Origin of the sequence: Frankia sp. QA3, from assembly GCF_000262465.1 — a bacterium.
In the GTDB taxonomy this organism is placed as follows: Bacteria; Actinomycetota; Actinomycetes; order Frankiales; family Frankiaceae; genus Frankia.
Genome location: NZ_CM001489.1, coordinates 7,226,124 through 7,238,803, shown reverse-complemented (window position 1 = coordinate 7,238,803; position 12,680 = coordinate 7,226,124). Strand labels below are relative to the sequence as shown.

The following is a 12,680-nucleotide window of genomic DNA, read 5'->3' as shown; positions in this document are numbered from 1 at the left end:
GGTGCACTGGCGCGGGCGGCGAGTCCGGCGGGCAACCCGCAGCCGACTACCCCAGAAGACGGACTTATACGCTGTTGTGCTAATGACTGTCACGCCTGAAGTCCTCGCGTCCCCCCGTCAGTCGGCCCCGGCCTTCCTCGAGGGCCGCCGCCACGTCCCGACCTCGGCCGCCCCGGTGCTCGTCCCGGGCTGGCGCCGCCTGGCCCTGCTCGCCGCGATCCTGGCCGTGATGGCCGTGACCGTGCACTGGGCGAACGGGTTCGTCGTCCGCCATCTCGACTCCCCGATCGAGTCCTGGGTCATCGCCCATCGCACCGGCACGCTGGACTGGATCGTCCGGCGTCTGTCGTTCCTCGGCAGCTCCCGGGCCGTCTACACCCTCGGCCCGCTGCTCGGGCTGGTCGCCTGGGCGCGGTGCCGGACGGTCGGCGCCACCGTGCTCGCCGTCACCGCCCTGCGGCCGCTGGTCGAGTTCACCGCGAAGGCCCTGATCGACCGGCCGCGGCCGGACATCGACCGGATGGTCGCCGGGGTCGGCCCGTCCTTCCCGTGCGGTCACGTGATGGCCGCCGCGGCGCTGTGGGGCATGGTCCCGATCGTGATCTCGCTGTACACGTCGTCGGTGCGGGCCTGGCGGGCGAGCGTCGCCGTCTCGTGCGTGGTCGTCACGGCCATCGGCTCGACCCGGGTGTACCTCGGGGTGCACTGGCCGAGCGACGTCGTGGCCGGCACGATCTTCGCCGTGCTGCTGCTCGCCCTGGTCGACCGCGCCTTCCACCGCGCCCACGACCGGCTCGCCTGCCGGCGCGGTGAGGCGAATCTCGCGTCACCGGCCTCGATCCCACCGGCCTGAATCCCACGGACGTGGGTATCGTCGCCCCCCAAGGGACATGTCACTTGTGGGGGGCTCGATGCCACAGAATGACGCCATCACCCCCTTGACCGATTCACCCGGCCCTGATCGCAACCGTCCTGATGCGCCCGGCGCCGAGGGGTCCCGCGAGCCGCTGGTCGTCCGGCTCGACGAGCCGGTGGCGAGCAACACCGCCCTCGTCGGCGCGAAGGCCGCCAACCTCGCCGTCGCCGCCCGCGCCGGCCTGCCGGTGATCCCCGGCTTCGTCATCACCACCGCCGCGACCGGGCGGCCCGGCGGGCCCGAGCCGACCCGCGGCGACGCGATCTACGAACGGTGGCACGAGCTCAGCGACGACGGGCGCCGGCCGCTGGCGGTGCGCTCGTCGTCCGTGGCGGAGGACTCGGCGGAGTCGTCGATGGCCGGCCAGTACCTGTCCGTGCTGCACGTCACCGGCTGGGACGCCTTCGTCGAGGCGGTCGGCAAGGTCGTCGCGTCGGCGGCCGGCGTCGGGCCGGTGGAGGCGCCGATCGCCGTGCTGGTCCAGCCGATGGCGCAGGCCCGCGTCGGCGGGGTGATGTTCGGCCTCGACCCGCTGACCGGCAGCCGCTCCCGCATGCTGGTCTCGATGACCGACGGGCTGCCCGAGGCGATCGTCAGCGGCCAGGTCACCGGCACCTCCCTGCTGCTGACCCGGCGCGGGCGGCTGAAGAGCGTCGACGGGACGGTCCCCGCGGCGGTGCACGCCCGCCAGCGCGGCCAGCTCGCCCGGCTGGCCCGGCGCACCGCGCGGGTCTTCGGGGCCCCGCAGGACATGGAGTGGCTCATCGAGCCGGACGGCACGCTGCGGCTGCTGCAGAGCCGGCCCATCACGGCGGCCGTGCCGGTCGCCCACGGCCGGGTCTTCGGCCCCGGTCCGGTGGCCGAGACGTTCCCCGAGCCGCTGTCCCACCTCGAACTGGACCTGTGGGTGCCGCCGTTGGAAGACGGGCTGCGCGAGGCGCTGCGGCTGTCCGGGGCGACGGGCCGGGGTCACCTGCGCCGCCGGTTCGTCATCGACGTCGAGGGTCGGGTCGCCGTCGACCTGGAGGCCCTGGGCGTGATCCGGCCGCGGCGGCGGTGGTGGATGCCGCTGGACCCGCGGCCGGGGCTGCGCCGGCTGCGGGCCGCCTGGCGGCTCGGCCGGCTGCGCGGCGCCTTCCCCGCGATCGTCGGCGACCTCGTCGAAGAGGTCGACGCCGACCTGCGCGCCGTGCCGGACCCCGCCACGCTCACCGACCACCAGCTCCACCTGCTGCTCGCGAACGCGCGAACCACGCTGCGCGGCGTGCACGCCCACGAGGTGCTCGCCGGGTTCTTCCTCGACGCCCGGGCGACCGCGACGACCGGCGCCGCCGTCGCGCTCGCCGCCGTCTCCCGCGCCCGGGAGGACGGGATGACCGACGCGGAGATCGTCTCGCGCCACCCTGAGAGCCTGGCGCTGGTCCCGCCCGCCATCGGCAGCCCGGGTGCCCTGCCGCCGACCCCCGCCTACGTGCGGCTGCCCACCGGTGAGGGCGACGACCCGGTCGCGGTGGCCCGCGAGGCGGTCCGGCTGCGGGCCCGCTGGCTGCACGAACTGACCGCGCAGGCGGCGATGGAGCTCGGCCGGCGCCTGGCCCGCCACGGCCAGTTGCACCATCCCGCCGACGTCCGCCACCTGACCCTCGACCGGCTGCGGGAGCTGACGATCTCGCACGACCTCGCCGCGACCGTCGCGGCGCAGGCGCCCGCAGCCCGCGCCACGGCCCTGCCCGCCGCGTTCCGGCTGTCGGCCGACGGGCGCATCGTCGCGGCGCAGCGCAGCGCCGGCGCCACCCAGGGGGTCAGCCCCGGGCGGGCCCGGGGCCTGGTCACCCACGACCCGTCCGACGCCGCCGGCCGGGTGCTGGTCGTCGACACCCTCGACCCGGCGCTGGCCGGCGCACTGCCGGGACTGGCCGGGCTGGTGTCGGTGACCGGCAGCCCGCTGAGCCACCTCGCGATCCTCGCCCGCGAGTACGGCATCCCCGCGGTGATCGGCGTCGCCGACGCCGCGACGACGTTCGCCGACGGCGACGAGGTGATCGTGGACGGCAGCGCCGGCGAGGTGGAACGCGTCGAAGACGGTGACACCGGCGACGGTGACATCGGCGACGGCGGTGCCGGAAACGGCGCCGGCAAGGCTGTCGACGCCGAGATCGGGGGTTGAGCGCGGTGAGAAGATTCGTCGTTCCCGGGATCGGCGCGATCACGCTGATCGCCTCGGGGGCCTACTTCTTCGTCTACCTGTACCGGTGGGAGTGGAACCGGGCGCTGACCAGCGGGGTCATCTTCCTCGCCGTCGAGGTCATGCTGGTCGGGGTGACGCTGTGGCGGCGCATCGGGCGGCTCGCCGCCGCCGCCGAGGCGACCCCCGAGCGGCGCCGGCGGATCGAGGCCCGGTTGCGGGAGGCCCCGCCGCAGCGCACGGCGGTGTTCGACTGGCTGCGCCCCGACGGCTCGTCCGCGCCGGTGTTCATCCCGATCCTCATGGGCGCCGGGCTGCTGCTGTCGGGCCTGGCCTGGGCGGTGGAGCGGCTGGCCCGCGCGACCGCCGGCAGCGCCGCCGACCCCGGGGTCGCGGCGACGATGGCGAAGCTCGGCCCGCCGCCGGGCGGCCTGCTCGACGACTCGGCGGACCCGTTGCGCCTGCTGCGCCAGCCGACCAGCCCGCGATGAGGGCGCTGCGCCCGCTGGTCGTGCTCGTGGTCGCCGTCGCGGTCGTCCTCGGCGGGGTGCACCTGCTGCGGGAGGCGACCGAATACCACGGCGGCGCCGGCGTCGAGGCGCAGACGACCGTGCTGTTCTCGATCAAGGACAACGGGTTCGGCCACGGCGACGACTTCGCCGCGACGGCCCTGTGGCAGACGTGCATCGCCACGATCGGCTGGACCGGCGAGGACGAGCCGGTCGCGGCGGGCGAGCGGACCTACCGGGCCGTGCTGCGCCCCTCCCTGCCCGACGACACCCGCCGCCGGCTGCGCGGCTGCCTGGAGGACCTCGTCGTCAACCACATCAAGGGCAACGTCGTCAGCATGCACTCCGGCGCCGCCTGAGCGACCGGACCGCCGCCACCCGCGCCGACTACTCGACGGTCGGCCCGCGCGTTGCCGCCTGCCAGCCGACGGCGACGAGAAGCAACCCGGCTACCAGCGCCATCACGCCGGTGACGACCCCGTGGAAGGTGACGGCATGCAGTCCGTGCGGCACGTTCGCCAGGCCGACGACACCGCCGACTCCCGCGGCGACGATCACCACCGCCGGCAGGACCATCGACTCCGACGGATGCCGACGTGGCCGCCGCGGCCCTCGGGGCAACGCCCGCAGGTGGGCGACGATCGCCGCCGCGACGACGACCAGCCCGGCGGCGCTCATGCCGTACTGAAGCCACTTGTAGCCGGGCAGGGCGCCGTGCTGGGCGCTCAGCCAGGCCACTTGGCGGACGCCCCATCGATCTTCGTGGGTGAAGTCGTCCCAGCCGACGTGCGTCACGGCTCCCACGCCCGCGGCCACCGGTGCCAGCAGCCACTGGCGTCCCGTGAGCCGCGCTCGGGCAGGCAGCCGCAACCGGACCGGATCCGGCGCCAGATCGACCACGGCATCGCGAATCAGGTAGGACCACATCCCCAACGCGGCCAGCGACAGCACCGGAACGACGGTCACGACACCGAGCAGGCTGTGCGTGAGCCGGTACATCTCCGGCCACCCGAAGAACACCGGCACGTCGGGAACCATCGACCCGGCCACCATCGCGCTCATCGGCAGGCCAAGCCACCGCAGCGGCAGCACCGCCGCAGGATGGCTCAACGTGAAAGGCACCCGTTTCCTCCTCCGAACCGCTGTGGAATCACAGATATCCTCACAGAAGAGGACAACGGTTCGGTCCCACCCTGCGCCGCCTGAGCGATCTCGGTCTCGACTGCGCCCGGCGCCGCGTCCACCTTCACCCCGATGCCGATCAGCCCCGCATCCACGATGTACTTCTTGGCCCCCGGAGGAGCCGCTTGAACCGGTTCGTCGTCCAGGCGGGAACCGACTCCACGACCAGCAGGTTTGCGAGCAGATGCTCGTAGGCTTCGGCGGTCTTTGCGTTGATGCCGGCGAACTCGTGCAACGTCTTGGCGTTCACCAGGCCGGCGGAGTTGAGCGCCAGCGCCTCGAAGCAACGCCGGAGTCGATGGGGATCCCGGTTCTCCCGCAGCGTCTCGACGTCCCGGGTGAGCGACTGATCCACGTAGCTTTCCAGCCAGTAGCCCCGCCCCCGCTCCGACAGGTGCAGGGCGGGCTCGGGGCACCCACTGTGCAGCGCCATCTCGACGTAGCCGCGCAGGTCGGGAACATCCGGCGGGAGTGCCAGCGAGTCCGTGCCGTCGGCGGACAGGCGGTCGAGGAAGGTCGCTCCCTCGGTCCGACCCGCGATCTCGCGGACGGCGAGGCTGGTCATGGCCACCCGGACGAGGCGGCCGGTCCCAGGCCAGTTGTCGGCCTCGCCGTCCGCCCGCACGGAGCCCGTCACGAGGAACCGACCGGGCCGGGGGTCGGCGTCCACCGCACGCTTGATCGCGCCGAGTACCGTCGGCACCATCTGCCATTCGTCGAGGAGCACCTGCTCCGGCAGTCCGACAGGGGCCGGTGGGCAGGCATCCCCCGGACGCTTGACGACCCGCGCCCCCGCAGCGCCTTCCGGAACCCGAGATCCGCCGGGCCGAGAGACAGCTCGAAGCCCGGCAGCATACAGGCCGCGCTGGGAGCCAGCGCGGCGCCGGACGAATATGAACAATCTTGCCAACTCGGTTAACGGCCGGGGCCCTCGGGCTGCTCTACCTGTGGACGTCAACGCTGACGCGCGTTTTGTACAAGGAGCAGATAGATGGATCCGGTTCTCGTCGCGGCTTCGACAGTCGTCGCCGGCAATGTGCTTGCCCTGGTGGAGCTAAGCCTTCGCCTCCGCTCCTCGCGGCGACAGGAGGATGCCCATCGCCGCCTGCTGGTCGACCTCGCACAGACCCTGCCGCCCGGCAGCGCGTTGCTCGAGCGTCGCCCCGACGGGACGCGACTCGCCATGATCGTGAAGTCCAACGTGGCCAACTGACGGAGCGCGACGCGATGGACAGCCGAATCGACCCCCCTGACCCTGCCGCGCTACATGGAACAACGCCCACCGGCCCGGTCGCCGGCGAGCTTGCCGGCCCCTCCGCAACGAAAGTGGCCGAATTCAGTATATTCTACCGAGCGTTTGTCCCCAAGCTGGTGAATTTCCTGGTCTGGCAAGGAGTCCGTCCCGCCGACGCCGCCGAGATCGCACAGGACACCATGACAATGGCCTTCCGCGACTGGGACCGGATCAGACACCCAGAAGCCTGGACACGGCGGGTGGCATCCCGTGCATACGTCCGGCGGATCGCCAGCCTCCCCGAGGATCTCGTCGTCGACGTCCCGGAGCCGACCTCGGTACTGGTCCGGGACAGTAACAGTCTTGATGCGGTGGTCGAGCGGCACGAGGTCTTACGCCTACTGGCGCTGCTCCCCCCGCGTCAGCGACAGATCATGGCCTGGCACTGCGACGGCTACACCCCCGCCGAAATCGCCGAGGAACTCGGGATGAACTCGGGAGCAGTACGGGCCAATCTTTACAAGGCGCGCCGGACGCTCGCATCCCAGATTCTCCCGGCGAGGGAGGTGGATGCGCCATGACCCGGCCCGAGGACGACCCGCAGGCCTGGATCACGGACGACCCGCAGGCCTGGATCGCGGCGTCCCAGACCGCCTTGATCAGGGAACTGAGTCAGGTCCTGGACCTTGATGCCGGCCTACGCGACGCGCTCCTGCCGGGCCGGCACGCCGCCGTCATCGACGATCTGCATTCAGCGCTTGATGTCGGCGCCGGCCTGGCGGCGATCGTGCCGGCCACCGAGCCAGCCTCCCCGCTGCGGACACGGGCTGCCACGACACCGAGTACGGACAGACCCGGGGGGCCGGAAACCGCGACGGCCCGCCATCTCCGAGCCCTGTCACCTCCCGAGCGACTGGCCCTGCGCGGTCACCCTGCCATTGTCGGTCTCGTCCTGGTGCTACGGCTCGACATCGTCGTCAACCTTGCTGGCGGCCTTATGCGCACTCCAGGCCGGGATCTCGCTCTTGCACTCGGACGAAATCTCACACTTGCGCGGGACCTCGCCCGCGAGTTCGACCTCGACCTCGGATGGGACCTCGCCTTCGATCTCGACGCCTCCTACGACCGCATCCGCGGCCTTGCCCGATACCTGGCCCACGACCACGCGGCAGTCCATGCGGAGGCCGACACCCTCACCCGGGACATGGCCGTCGACCTCGTCCTCACCCGAGCCCGCGTCCTCGCCCGTGTTCTCGACCGGGCGCTCGACCGCATGCCCTCACCCGGTCGCGGATTGGCCGACGTCTTCGTCACCGATCTGTCTCATGGCCGTGACCTCGCCCGAGCCTGCGACCGTGCCCGGGCACTCGCCGAAGCCTTCACGGTCCAACCCGAGCTCGACACCGCTGTGAACGGCGCTCTGCTGGACGATCTCGTCCGGGCCCGTAACGACTTCACCGAGGCTGACCTACGGGATGCCAATTTGGTTGGTGTTCCGCTGATCGGTGTCCGCTGGTCCCTTACCACCCGCTGGCCACCGGCGTGGCGGGAGCTGATTGAACAGCGTTCCGAGGAGGTCGAGCCCGGAGTCTTCGAGATCCGTGACGGTATGGCAGATGTGGATACCGCGATGGCCCTGGTCGATTCCTGAGCGGAACGCTCCGGAGCCGCTCCTGCACAAGGCAAGGACACGAACCCCGCGCCCGGCCGACTATCGACGGACAGCCGGGCAGCCACCATCGGCGTCCGGACGGCGGGCATGGCCGCCGACGGGGCCGAACAGGGTGGTGCGCAGGGCCGGGCCGAGGGCGCGGACTATTTCATCAACGGTCATGGAGGCGAGCGGTTCGACGGCGAGCAGGTAGCGGGTGAACACCAGGCCGCCGAGCTGACCGACGAACGCGCCCGCGCGGTGGCGGGCGTCGGCGCCGCTGAGGCGATCGGCCAGCCGGTCGACCATCTCCCGCTGCAGGCCGCCACGGATCAGCGTCGCGAGCTCGGGGTCGGCCGCCGCCGCGCGGACCGCGGTGAGCAGCGGCAGGCCGATCTCGGGCCGGTCCCAGCCGGCCACCAGGACGCGGATCGCCCGCTGGGGCAGGGATTCCAGCTCGCCTTCGAGCAGGCTGGCGAGGACGTCTGCCGGGTTGAGGGCGAGCTCCAGGACGGCGGCGAACAGGCCGCGCTTGGAGCCGAAGTAGTAGCTGATCAGGGCCGCGTCGACACCGGCGTCCGCCGCGAGGGAGCGCATCGTGACCGCCTCGTAGCCCTCGCGGCGGAACCGCTCCCGGGCGACGGCGAGGATCTGGGCCCGCACGTCGGGGCTGCCGGCCCGCCGCCCGCGCCGCGGCGAAGAATTCATCACGGTTGAACAACCGTAGCCAAGCCCGCCAAGGTCGGTCCAGCGCACCGAGCTGGAGGTACCAAGATGACCGCATCGGGATCGGCAACGGAAACCCAGCCGGCCGCCACCCCCGGAACCGGAGCCGACCTGCCCACGGGCACGGCCGCGGCAGCGACGGCGACGACGACGGACCTCCCCGACACCTCGCCGCACCCGATGCCGACGGCGGGGCCCGCCAGCCATCACACCCGGGTGCTGCTGGTCACCTGCGGGGCGCTGGCCACGGTGATCTCGGCGATGTCGTCGCTGAACGTCGCCCTGCCGTCGATCGCCGCCGACACGCACGCCTCCCAGACCCGGCTGTCATGGATCATCGACGCCTACAGCCTGGTCTTCGCCGCGCTGCTGCTGCCGGCCGGCGCCCTGGGCGACCGGTTCGGGCGGCGCCGCGCCCTGCTGGCCGGCCTGGTGATCTTCGGTGCCGGGTCGGCGACGGCGCCGTTCACGAGCAGCGCGGCGGCGTTGATCGGGCTGCGCTGCGTCCTCGGCGTCGGCGCGGCGCTGGTGATGCCGGCGACCCTGTCGACGATCACCGGGACGTTCCCGCGGGGGCGGCGGGCGGCGGCGGTCGGTGTGTGGGCGGCCGTCGCCGGGGCCAGCGCCGTCGTCGGCCTGCTCGTCTCCGGCCTGCTGCTGCAGGCGTGGTCGTGGCGCTCGGTGTTCCTGCTCGGCGTCGTGCTCGCCGCCCTCGCCGCGGTGGGGACCTGGCTGTTCGTGCCCGACTCGGCCGCCCCGGACGGCCCGCCGCTGGACCCGCGGCTGTTCACCCGGCCGGCGTTCGCCGCCGGCACGGTGTCGATCCTGCTGCAGTTCTTCGGCTTCTTCGGCCTGATCTTCGTCACGATGCAGTACCTGCAGCTCGTCCGCGGCGACAGCGCGCTCGTGGCCGCGCTCAGCGTGCTGCCGATGGCGGCCGGGATGATGCCGGCCGCCCGCCTCGCCCCGAAGGTCGCCGCCGCCGTGGGCACCCGCGCCTGCTGCGTGGCCGGGCTGGTCCTGGTGACCGCCGGGATGGTCGTGCTGTCCCGGCTCGACCAGGACAGCACGTACTGGCTGCTGCTGGCCGGGCTGTTCCCGCTCGGCGTCGGCATGGGCCTGGCGATGACGCCCGCGACCACCGCCGTCACCGACAGCCTGCCCCCGGCGCTGCAGGGCGTCGGCTCCGCCGTCAACGACCTGTCCCGCGAGCTCGGCGGCGCGCTTGGCATCGCCGTGCTCGGCAGCCTGCTCAGCTCCACCTACCGTAGCCACCTGGCCCTGCCCGCCAGCCTCCCGCCGGCCCTCGCCGACAAGGCCCGCTCCTCTCTGGGCGTGGCCGCCCACCTCGGCGAACCGATCTCGGCCACGCCCGGACGGCGTTCGTCGACGGCATGCAGATCGCCTTCCTCGGCGGCGCGGTCGCCACCGCCGTGGCCGCCTGTGCCGTGGCCGTCCTGTTGCGCACCTCTCGCGCGCCGTCGGCCACCGCGACCGACATGGGCGTGGGCACCGGCGAGCTCACGACCGCACCCGGGCCGGTGCCGACGGCCCCGTCCTCCTCAGCCGCGACCTGACCGGCCAGAGGCCGTGACTGGCCCCCGCACCCCAGCCCGTCACGTGCGGGCAAGGGGCGGCGGCCGGGATGGCGGCGTTCCTGCACGGGATAGCCGAGCGTTACGGGTAGGGCAGTGGTTTTGACGGCAAACAACCGAGGCCGGATACGAGCCTGTCCGAGGTCTCGCGCGAGCCGTAGCCCGAGCTATACCCGCAGTACCGGCCGATGCATAATGACGGAGTGGTTGACCGGGGGCGATCTGGGGATGGCTGGGATTTCTTTGTCTCCTATACAACGGCGGACCGGGCCTGGGCCGAGTGGCTAGCGTGGCAGCTTGAAGACACCGGCTACCGCGTCCTGATCCAGGCCTGGGATTTCGTACCCGGCTCGAACTGGACGGCCTCGATGGCCGATGGCATCGAGCATGCGGCCCGGACGATCGCCGTGCTGTCCCATTCCTATCTCCGGTCGGTCTACGGCCAAGCGGAGTGGCAGGCGGCCGTCCGCGCTGATCCGACCGGGTTGACGCGCAAGCTCGTTCCGGTGCGCGTCGAGGACTGCCCACGGCCAGGCCTACTCGGCCAGATCGTGTCTTTTGATCTGTTCGGCCTCGAGGCTGCGACGGCCCGGCAAGTGCTCCTCAGCGGTGTCCGCTCGGCGATCGGCGGCAGGGCCAAGCCAGCCTCTGCACCGGCCTTTCCGATCGGAACCAGAACCGCGACGGCGGAGCCCGACTTCCCGGCTTCCGAACCGGACTCGGAACCTCCTCCGCTGCCTTCCGCGGCGCGCAGGGGGCGGGTGTGGGATGTCGGTGAGGTCTTTCAGCCGACGGGTATACCGGAGATCACGTTCGTCCAGCCGAAACGTTTCGTGGCGTTCGGGATGGCTCTGCGTCAACCCGGCCTGAGCATCGTGCTGGAAGGGCCGTCGGGAGTCGGCAAGACCACGTTCCTCCGGCACGCAATCGAGCAGGACGCCGCACGCCTGCAGGAACCACGCATCTTCAGTGCGCGGGTCGAGGAACATCGGGCCGAGATAGACGCGATGATCGACGGCGCCGGCCACACCGGCATCGTGGCTATCGACGACTACCATCGCCTGTCGGCGGATCAGCAGGGCAGGGTGGTCGACTACCTCAAGCACCTTGCCGACACCGGCGACCGGACCCGCAAGCTCGTGGTCGTGGGCATCCCGGACACGGCCCGTTCCCTGGTAAAGGTGAGCTTCGACGTAGCGAACAGGATCCGCGTCTTCCGGCCGGGACGGGCAACCGACGACCAGATCATCGAGCTGATCGACAAAGGCGAGCGAGCGCTGAACATCAGCTTCGACGACCGACCCGCGATCGTGCGGGCGGCCGCGGGCAGCCTCATCACCGCCCAGGCGCTGTGCTGGCATCTGCTGGGCCTGTCGCGGATCGAGGAGACCGTCCCGGATCACATCACGATCCGCACCGACGTCCGGCAGGCACGCATCCAGGTCGCCGAGGAACTCGAGCTGAAGTACCAGGATGCGGTGGAGTCGTTCGTCTCGCTGGACGGGCTGGACGAGACGGTGTGCATCGACCTTCTCCTCGGCCTGGCGAAGAACCCGGACGGCATACTCGACCTGTACGAGCACGCCCGTGCGCAGACCGGCGCGACCAGGAAGATCGACAAAGTCTTCGCGAACCGGGTCGGGGCTGCGATGACTGCGGACGAGACCATCGCCCGAATCCTCTACTACGACGCCGCCCGCCGGCGGTTGATCGCGGACGACCCACAGTTCATGTTCTACATCCGCCAGCTCGACCGGCAACGGCTGGTCCGGGACGCGGGCAAACGCCCGCCTCCTGTGCGCCATCAGGCCTTCGTCTGCTACAGCCACCAGGACGTCGACTGGCTGAAGCGCCTACGGGTTCACCTCAGTCCCCTCGAACGCGACAAGCTCGTCAGCGTCTGGTCCGATGAGGACATCCGCCCGGGCGACGACTGGCGCTCCGAGATCGACGCCGCGCTGGCCAGCGCCCGGCACGCGATCCTCCTCGTCAGCGCCGACTTCCTCGCGTCGAGCTTCATCCGCGAGGTCGAGCTCCCCCGCCTGCTCGACGCCGCCGCCGAGGGTGGCTGCCGTGTCCTGCCCGTCCTCGTGCGCGCCAGCGCTTTCACCGAGACCCCGGAGCTGGCCCGCTTCCAGCACATCAACCCCGGCGGCCGAACGCTCGCCGCCATGCCCGCGGAGGAGGCCGAGCAGGTCCTCGACGACCTGGCGCGGGCGCTGAGGGCACAGGTTCAGCGCGACGGCCAACCTTTCGGGAACCCGGACCCTCTGTAGGGGTGGAGTCCGCTGACGCCCGGTCCCTGTCTCAGGGCCAAGGCGTCTGTTCGGCTCCCGGGTTCTCGCGTCCGGACCGCCGCATGCCGGCACGCCGGGGCCCGGCATCCATCCCCGCATGAAGAGGTCTGCCCATGGCAACTGCCCACCCCGTCACCACCTCGCACCCGAAGGACCAGCAGGCCCCGTCCACGGAAGTCGTCTCAAGCCGGCCCGATCCTGATCGCCGCGGCATCCGGCTGACCCGCCGGGCTACCCGCTTCGCCGGCAGCGCGGTCCTCGCCGGAGTAGCGGGTGCCTTCGCCGCCTATCCGGCCGGGCACTTCTGGGAGTGGGTCGCGAATCTGCCCGGACTGCCCATCTGACCAGCGCGCATGCCTGGCTCGGGCGCCACTGCGGCGCCCCG

13 protein-coding genes and 1 pseudogene are annotated in these 12,680 nt (G+C 71.9%); 11 read left to right on the top strand and 3 right to left on the bottom strand.

Annotated features, from left to right (window positions below; all coding sequences use genetic code 11):
• Window positions 1–82 precede the first annotated feature (82 nt).
• The 4 genes from FRAQA3DRAFT_RS29590 to FRAQA3DRAFT_RS33855 are packed head-to-tail and all read left to right on the top strand — an operon-like array spanning window position 83 to window position 3,969.
• Window positions 83–853, top strand: a complete 771-nt coding sequence (locus tag FRAQA3DRAFT_RS29590) for a phosphatase PAP2 family protein (RefSeq protein WP_009742734.1) — start codon at window positions 83–85, stop codon at window positions 851–853.
• 58 nt (window positions 854–911) lie between these two features.
• Window positions 912–3,083 carry a PEP/pyruvate-binding domain-containing protein gene (locus FRAQA3DRAFT_RS29585; RefSeq protein ID WP_009742733.1) on the top strand — a complete coding sequence of 724 codons (2,172 nt, stop codon included), beginning with the start codon at window positions 912–914 and terminating at the stop codon, window positions 3,081–3,083.
• A 5-nt stretch (window positions 3,084–3,088) separates the two neighbouring features.
• Window positions 3,089–3,592 carry a hypothetical protein gene (locus FRAQA3DRAFT_RS33860; protein ID WP_009742732.1) on the top strand — a complete coding sequence of 168 codons (504 nt, stop codon included), beginning with the start codon at window positions 3,089–3,091 and terminating at the stop codon, window positions 3,590–3,592.
• On the top strand, window positions 3,589–3,969 hold the full coding sequence (locus FRAQA3DRAFT_RS33855) for a hypothetical protein (protein ID WP_009742731.1): 381 nt from the start codon (window positions 3,589–3,591) through the stop codon (window positions 3,967–3,969). Before FRAQA3DRAFT_RS33860 ends, FRAQA3DRAFT_RS33855 begins: the two co-directional genes overlap by 4 nt.
• A gap of 28 nt (window positions 3,970–3,997) precedes the next feature.
• Here the strand turns inward: FRAQA3DRAFT_RS33855 and FRAQA3DRAFT_RS29575 are convergent, their stop codons facing one another.
• Both FRAQA3DRAFT_RS29575 and FRAQA3DRAFT_RS29570 read right to left on the bottom strand, forming a co-directional pair.
• A complete protein-coding gene (locus tag FRAQA3DRAFT_RS29575) occupies window positions 3,998–4,732 on the bottom strand; it encodes a DUF4184 family protein (RefSeq protein WP_009742730.1) in 735 nt (244 codons plus the stop codon).
• A 139-nt stretch (window positions 4,733–4,871) separates the two neighbouring features.
• On the bottom strand, window positions 4,872–5,498 hold the full coding sequence (locus FRAQA3DRAFT_RS29570) for a DUF4143 domain-containing protein (protein ID WP_157467764.1): 627 nt from the start codon (window positions 5,496–5,498) through the stop codon (window positions 4,872–4,874).
• A 285-nt stretch (window positions 5,499–5,783) separates the two neighbouring features.
• On the opposite strand from FRAQA3DRAFT_RS29570, the gene FRAQA3DRAFT_RS29565 reads away from it, so the two are divergent.
• From FRAQA3DRAFT_RS29565 to FRAQA3DRAFT_RS29555, 3 genes are read left to right on the top strand one after another with little or no spacing between them, the layout of a single operon-like run.
• Window positions 5,784–6,005 (top strand): hypothetical protein, encoded by a 222-nt coding sequence (locus FRAQA3DRAFT_RS29565; RefSeq protein ID WP_009742729.1) that lies wholly within the window; start codon window positions 5,784–5,786, stop codon window positions 6,003–6,005.
• 14 nt (window positions 6,006–6,019) lie between these two features.
• Window positions 6,020–6,607, top strand: coding sequence for an RNA polymerase sigma factor (locus FRAQA3DRAFT_RS29560; RefSeq protein WP_009742728.1), 588 nt, complete (start codon window positions 6,020–6,022; stop codon window positions 6,605–6,607).
• The gene (locus FRAQA3DRAFT_RS29555; protein ID WP_009742727.1) at window positions 6,604–7,677 is read left to right on the top strand and encodes a hypothetical protein; all 1,074 of its coding nucleotides are present in this window, start codon (window positions 6,604–6,606) and stop codon (window positions 7,675–7,677) included. The genes FRAQA3DRAFT_RS29560 and FRAQA3DRAFT_RS29555 overlap by 4 nt, the downstream gene beginning before the upstream one ends.
• 60 nt (window positions 7,678–7,737) lie before the next feature.
• Here the strand turns inward: FRAQA3DRAFT_RS29555 and FRAQA3DRAFT_RS29550 are convergent, their stop codons facing one another.
• Window positions 7,738–8,385, bottom strand: a complete 648-nt coding sequence (locus FRAQA3DRAFT_RS29550; RefSeq protein ID WP_009742726.1) for a TetR family transcriptional regulator — start codon at window positions 8,383–8,385, stop codon at window positions 7,738–7,740.
• Between the two features lie 66 nt (window positions 8,386–8,451).
• Here FRAQA3DRAFT_RS29550 and FRAQA3DRAFT_RS29545 point away from each other — a divergent pair, with 66 nt between their 5' ends.
• The 4 genes and pseudogenes from FRAQA3DRAFT_RS29545 (at window position 8,452) to FRAQA3DRAFT_RS29535 (ending at window position 12,639) form a co-directional block, all read left to right on the top strand.
• A complete protein-coding gene (locus FRAQA3DRAFT_RS29545) occupies window positions 8,452–10,104 on the top strand; it encodes an MFS transporter (RefSeq protein WP_009742725.1) in 1,653 nt (550 codons plus the stop codon).
• Window positions 10,105–10,186: 82 nt separating this feature from the next.
• Window positions 10,187–10,531, top strand: a pseudogene (locus tag FRAQA3DRAFT_RS37855) (toll/interleukin-1 receptor domain-containing protein); the annotation flags it as partial.
• Window positions 10,532–10,759: 228 nt separating this feature from the next.
• The gene (locus tag FRAQA3DRAFT_RS29540) at window positions 10,760–12,274 is read left to right on the top strand and encodes a TIR domain-containing protein (protein WP_232292182.1); all 1,515 of its coding nucleotides are present in this window, start codon (window positions 10,760–10,762) and stop codon (window positions 12,272–12,274) included.
• A 134-nt stretch (window positions 12,275–12,408) separates the two neighbouring features.
• Window positions 12,409–12,639, top strand: a complete 231-nt coding sequence (locus tag FRAQA3DRAFT_RS29535; protein WP_009742723.1) for a hypothetical protein — start codon at window positions 12,409–12,411, stop codon at window positions 12,637–12,639.
• Window positions 12,640–12,680: the final 41 nt, after the last annotated feature.

What these genes read in the sequence shown, in the direction of transcription:
- FRAQA3DRAFT_RS29590 (WP_009742734.1), top strand. Translation starts at nt 83, where the DNA reads ATGACTGTCACGCCTGAAGTCCTCGCGTCCCCCCGTCAGTCGGCCCCG.
- FRAQA3DRAFT_RS29570 (WP_157467764.1), bottom strand. Translation starts at nt 5,498, where the DNA reads ATGGTGCCGACGGTACTCGGCGCGATCAAGCGTGCGGTGGACGCCGAC.
- FRAQA3DRAFT_RS29585 (WP_009742733.1), top strand. Translation starts at nt 912, where the DNA reads ATGCCACAGAATGACGCCATCACCCCCTTGACCGATTCACCCGGCCCT.
- FRAQA3DRAFT_RS29535 (WP_009742723.1), top strand. Translation starts at nt 12,409, where the DNA reads ATGGCAACTGCCCACCCCGTCACCACCTCGCACCCGAAGGACCAGCAG.
- FRAQA3DRAFT_RS29565 (WP_009742729.1), top strand. Translation starts at nt 5,784, where the DNA reads ATGGATCCGGTTCTCGTCGCGGCTTCGACAGTCGTCGCCGGCAATGTG.
- FRAQA3DRAFT_RS29555 (WP_009742727.1), top strand. Translation starts at nt 6,604, where the DNA reads ATGACCCGGCCCGAGGACGACCCGCAGGCCTGGATCACGGACGACCCG.
- FRAQA3DRAFT_RS29560 (WP_009742728.1), top strand. Translation starts at nt 6,020, where the DNA reads ATGGACAGCCGAATCGACCCCCCTGACCCTGCCGCGCTACATGGAACA.
- FRAQA3DRAFT_RS29545 (WP_009742725.1), top strand. Translation starts at nt 8,452, where the DNA reads ATGACCGCATCGGGATCGGCAACGGAAACCCAGCCGGCCGCCACCCCC.
- FRAQA3DRAFT_RS29550 (WP_009742726.1), bottom strand. Translation starts at nt 8,385, where the DNA reads ATGAATTCTTCGCCGCGGCGCGGGCGGCGGGCCGGCAGCCCCGACGTG.
- FRAQA3DRAFT_RS33855 (WP_009742731.1), top strand. Translation starts at nt 3,589, where the DNA reads ATGAGGGCGCTGCGCCCGCTGGTCGTGCTCGTGGTCGCCGTCGCGGTC.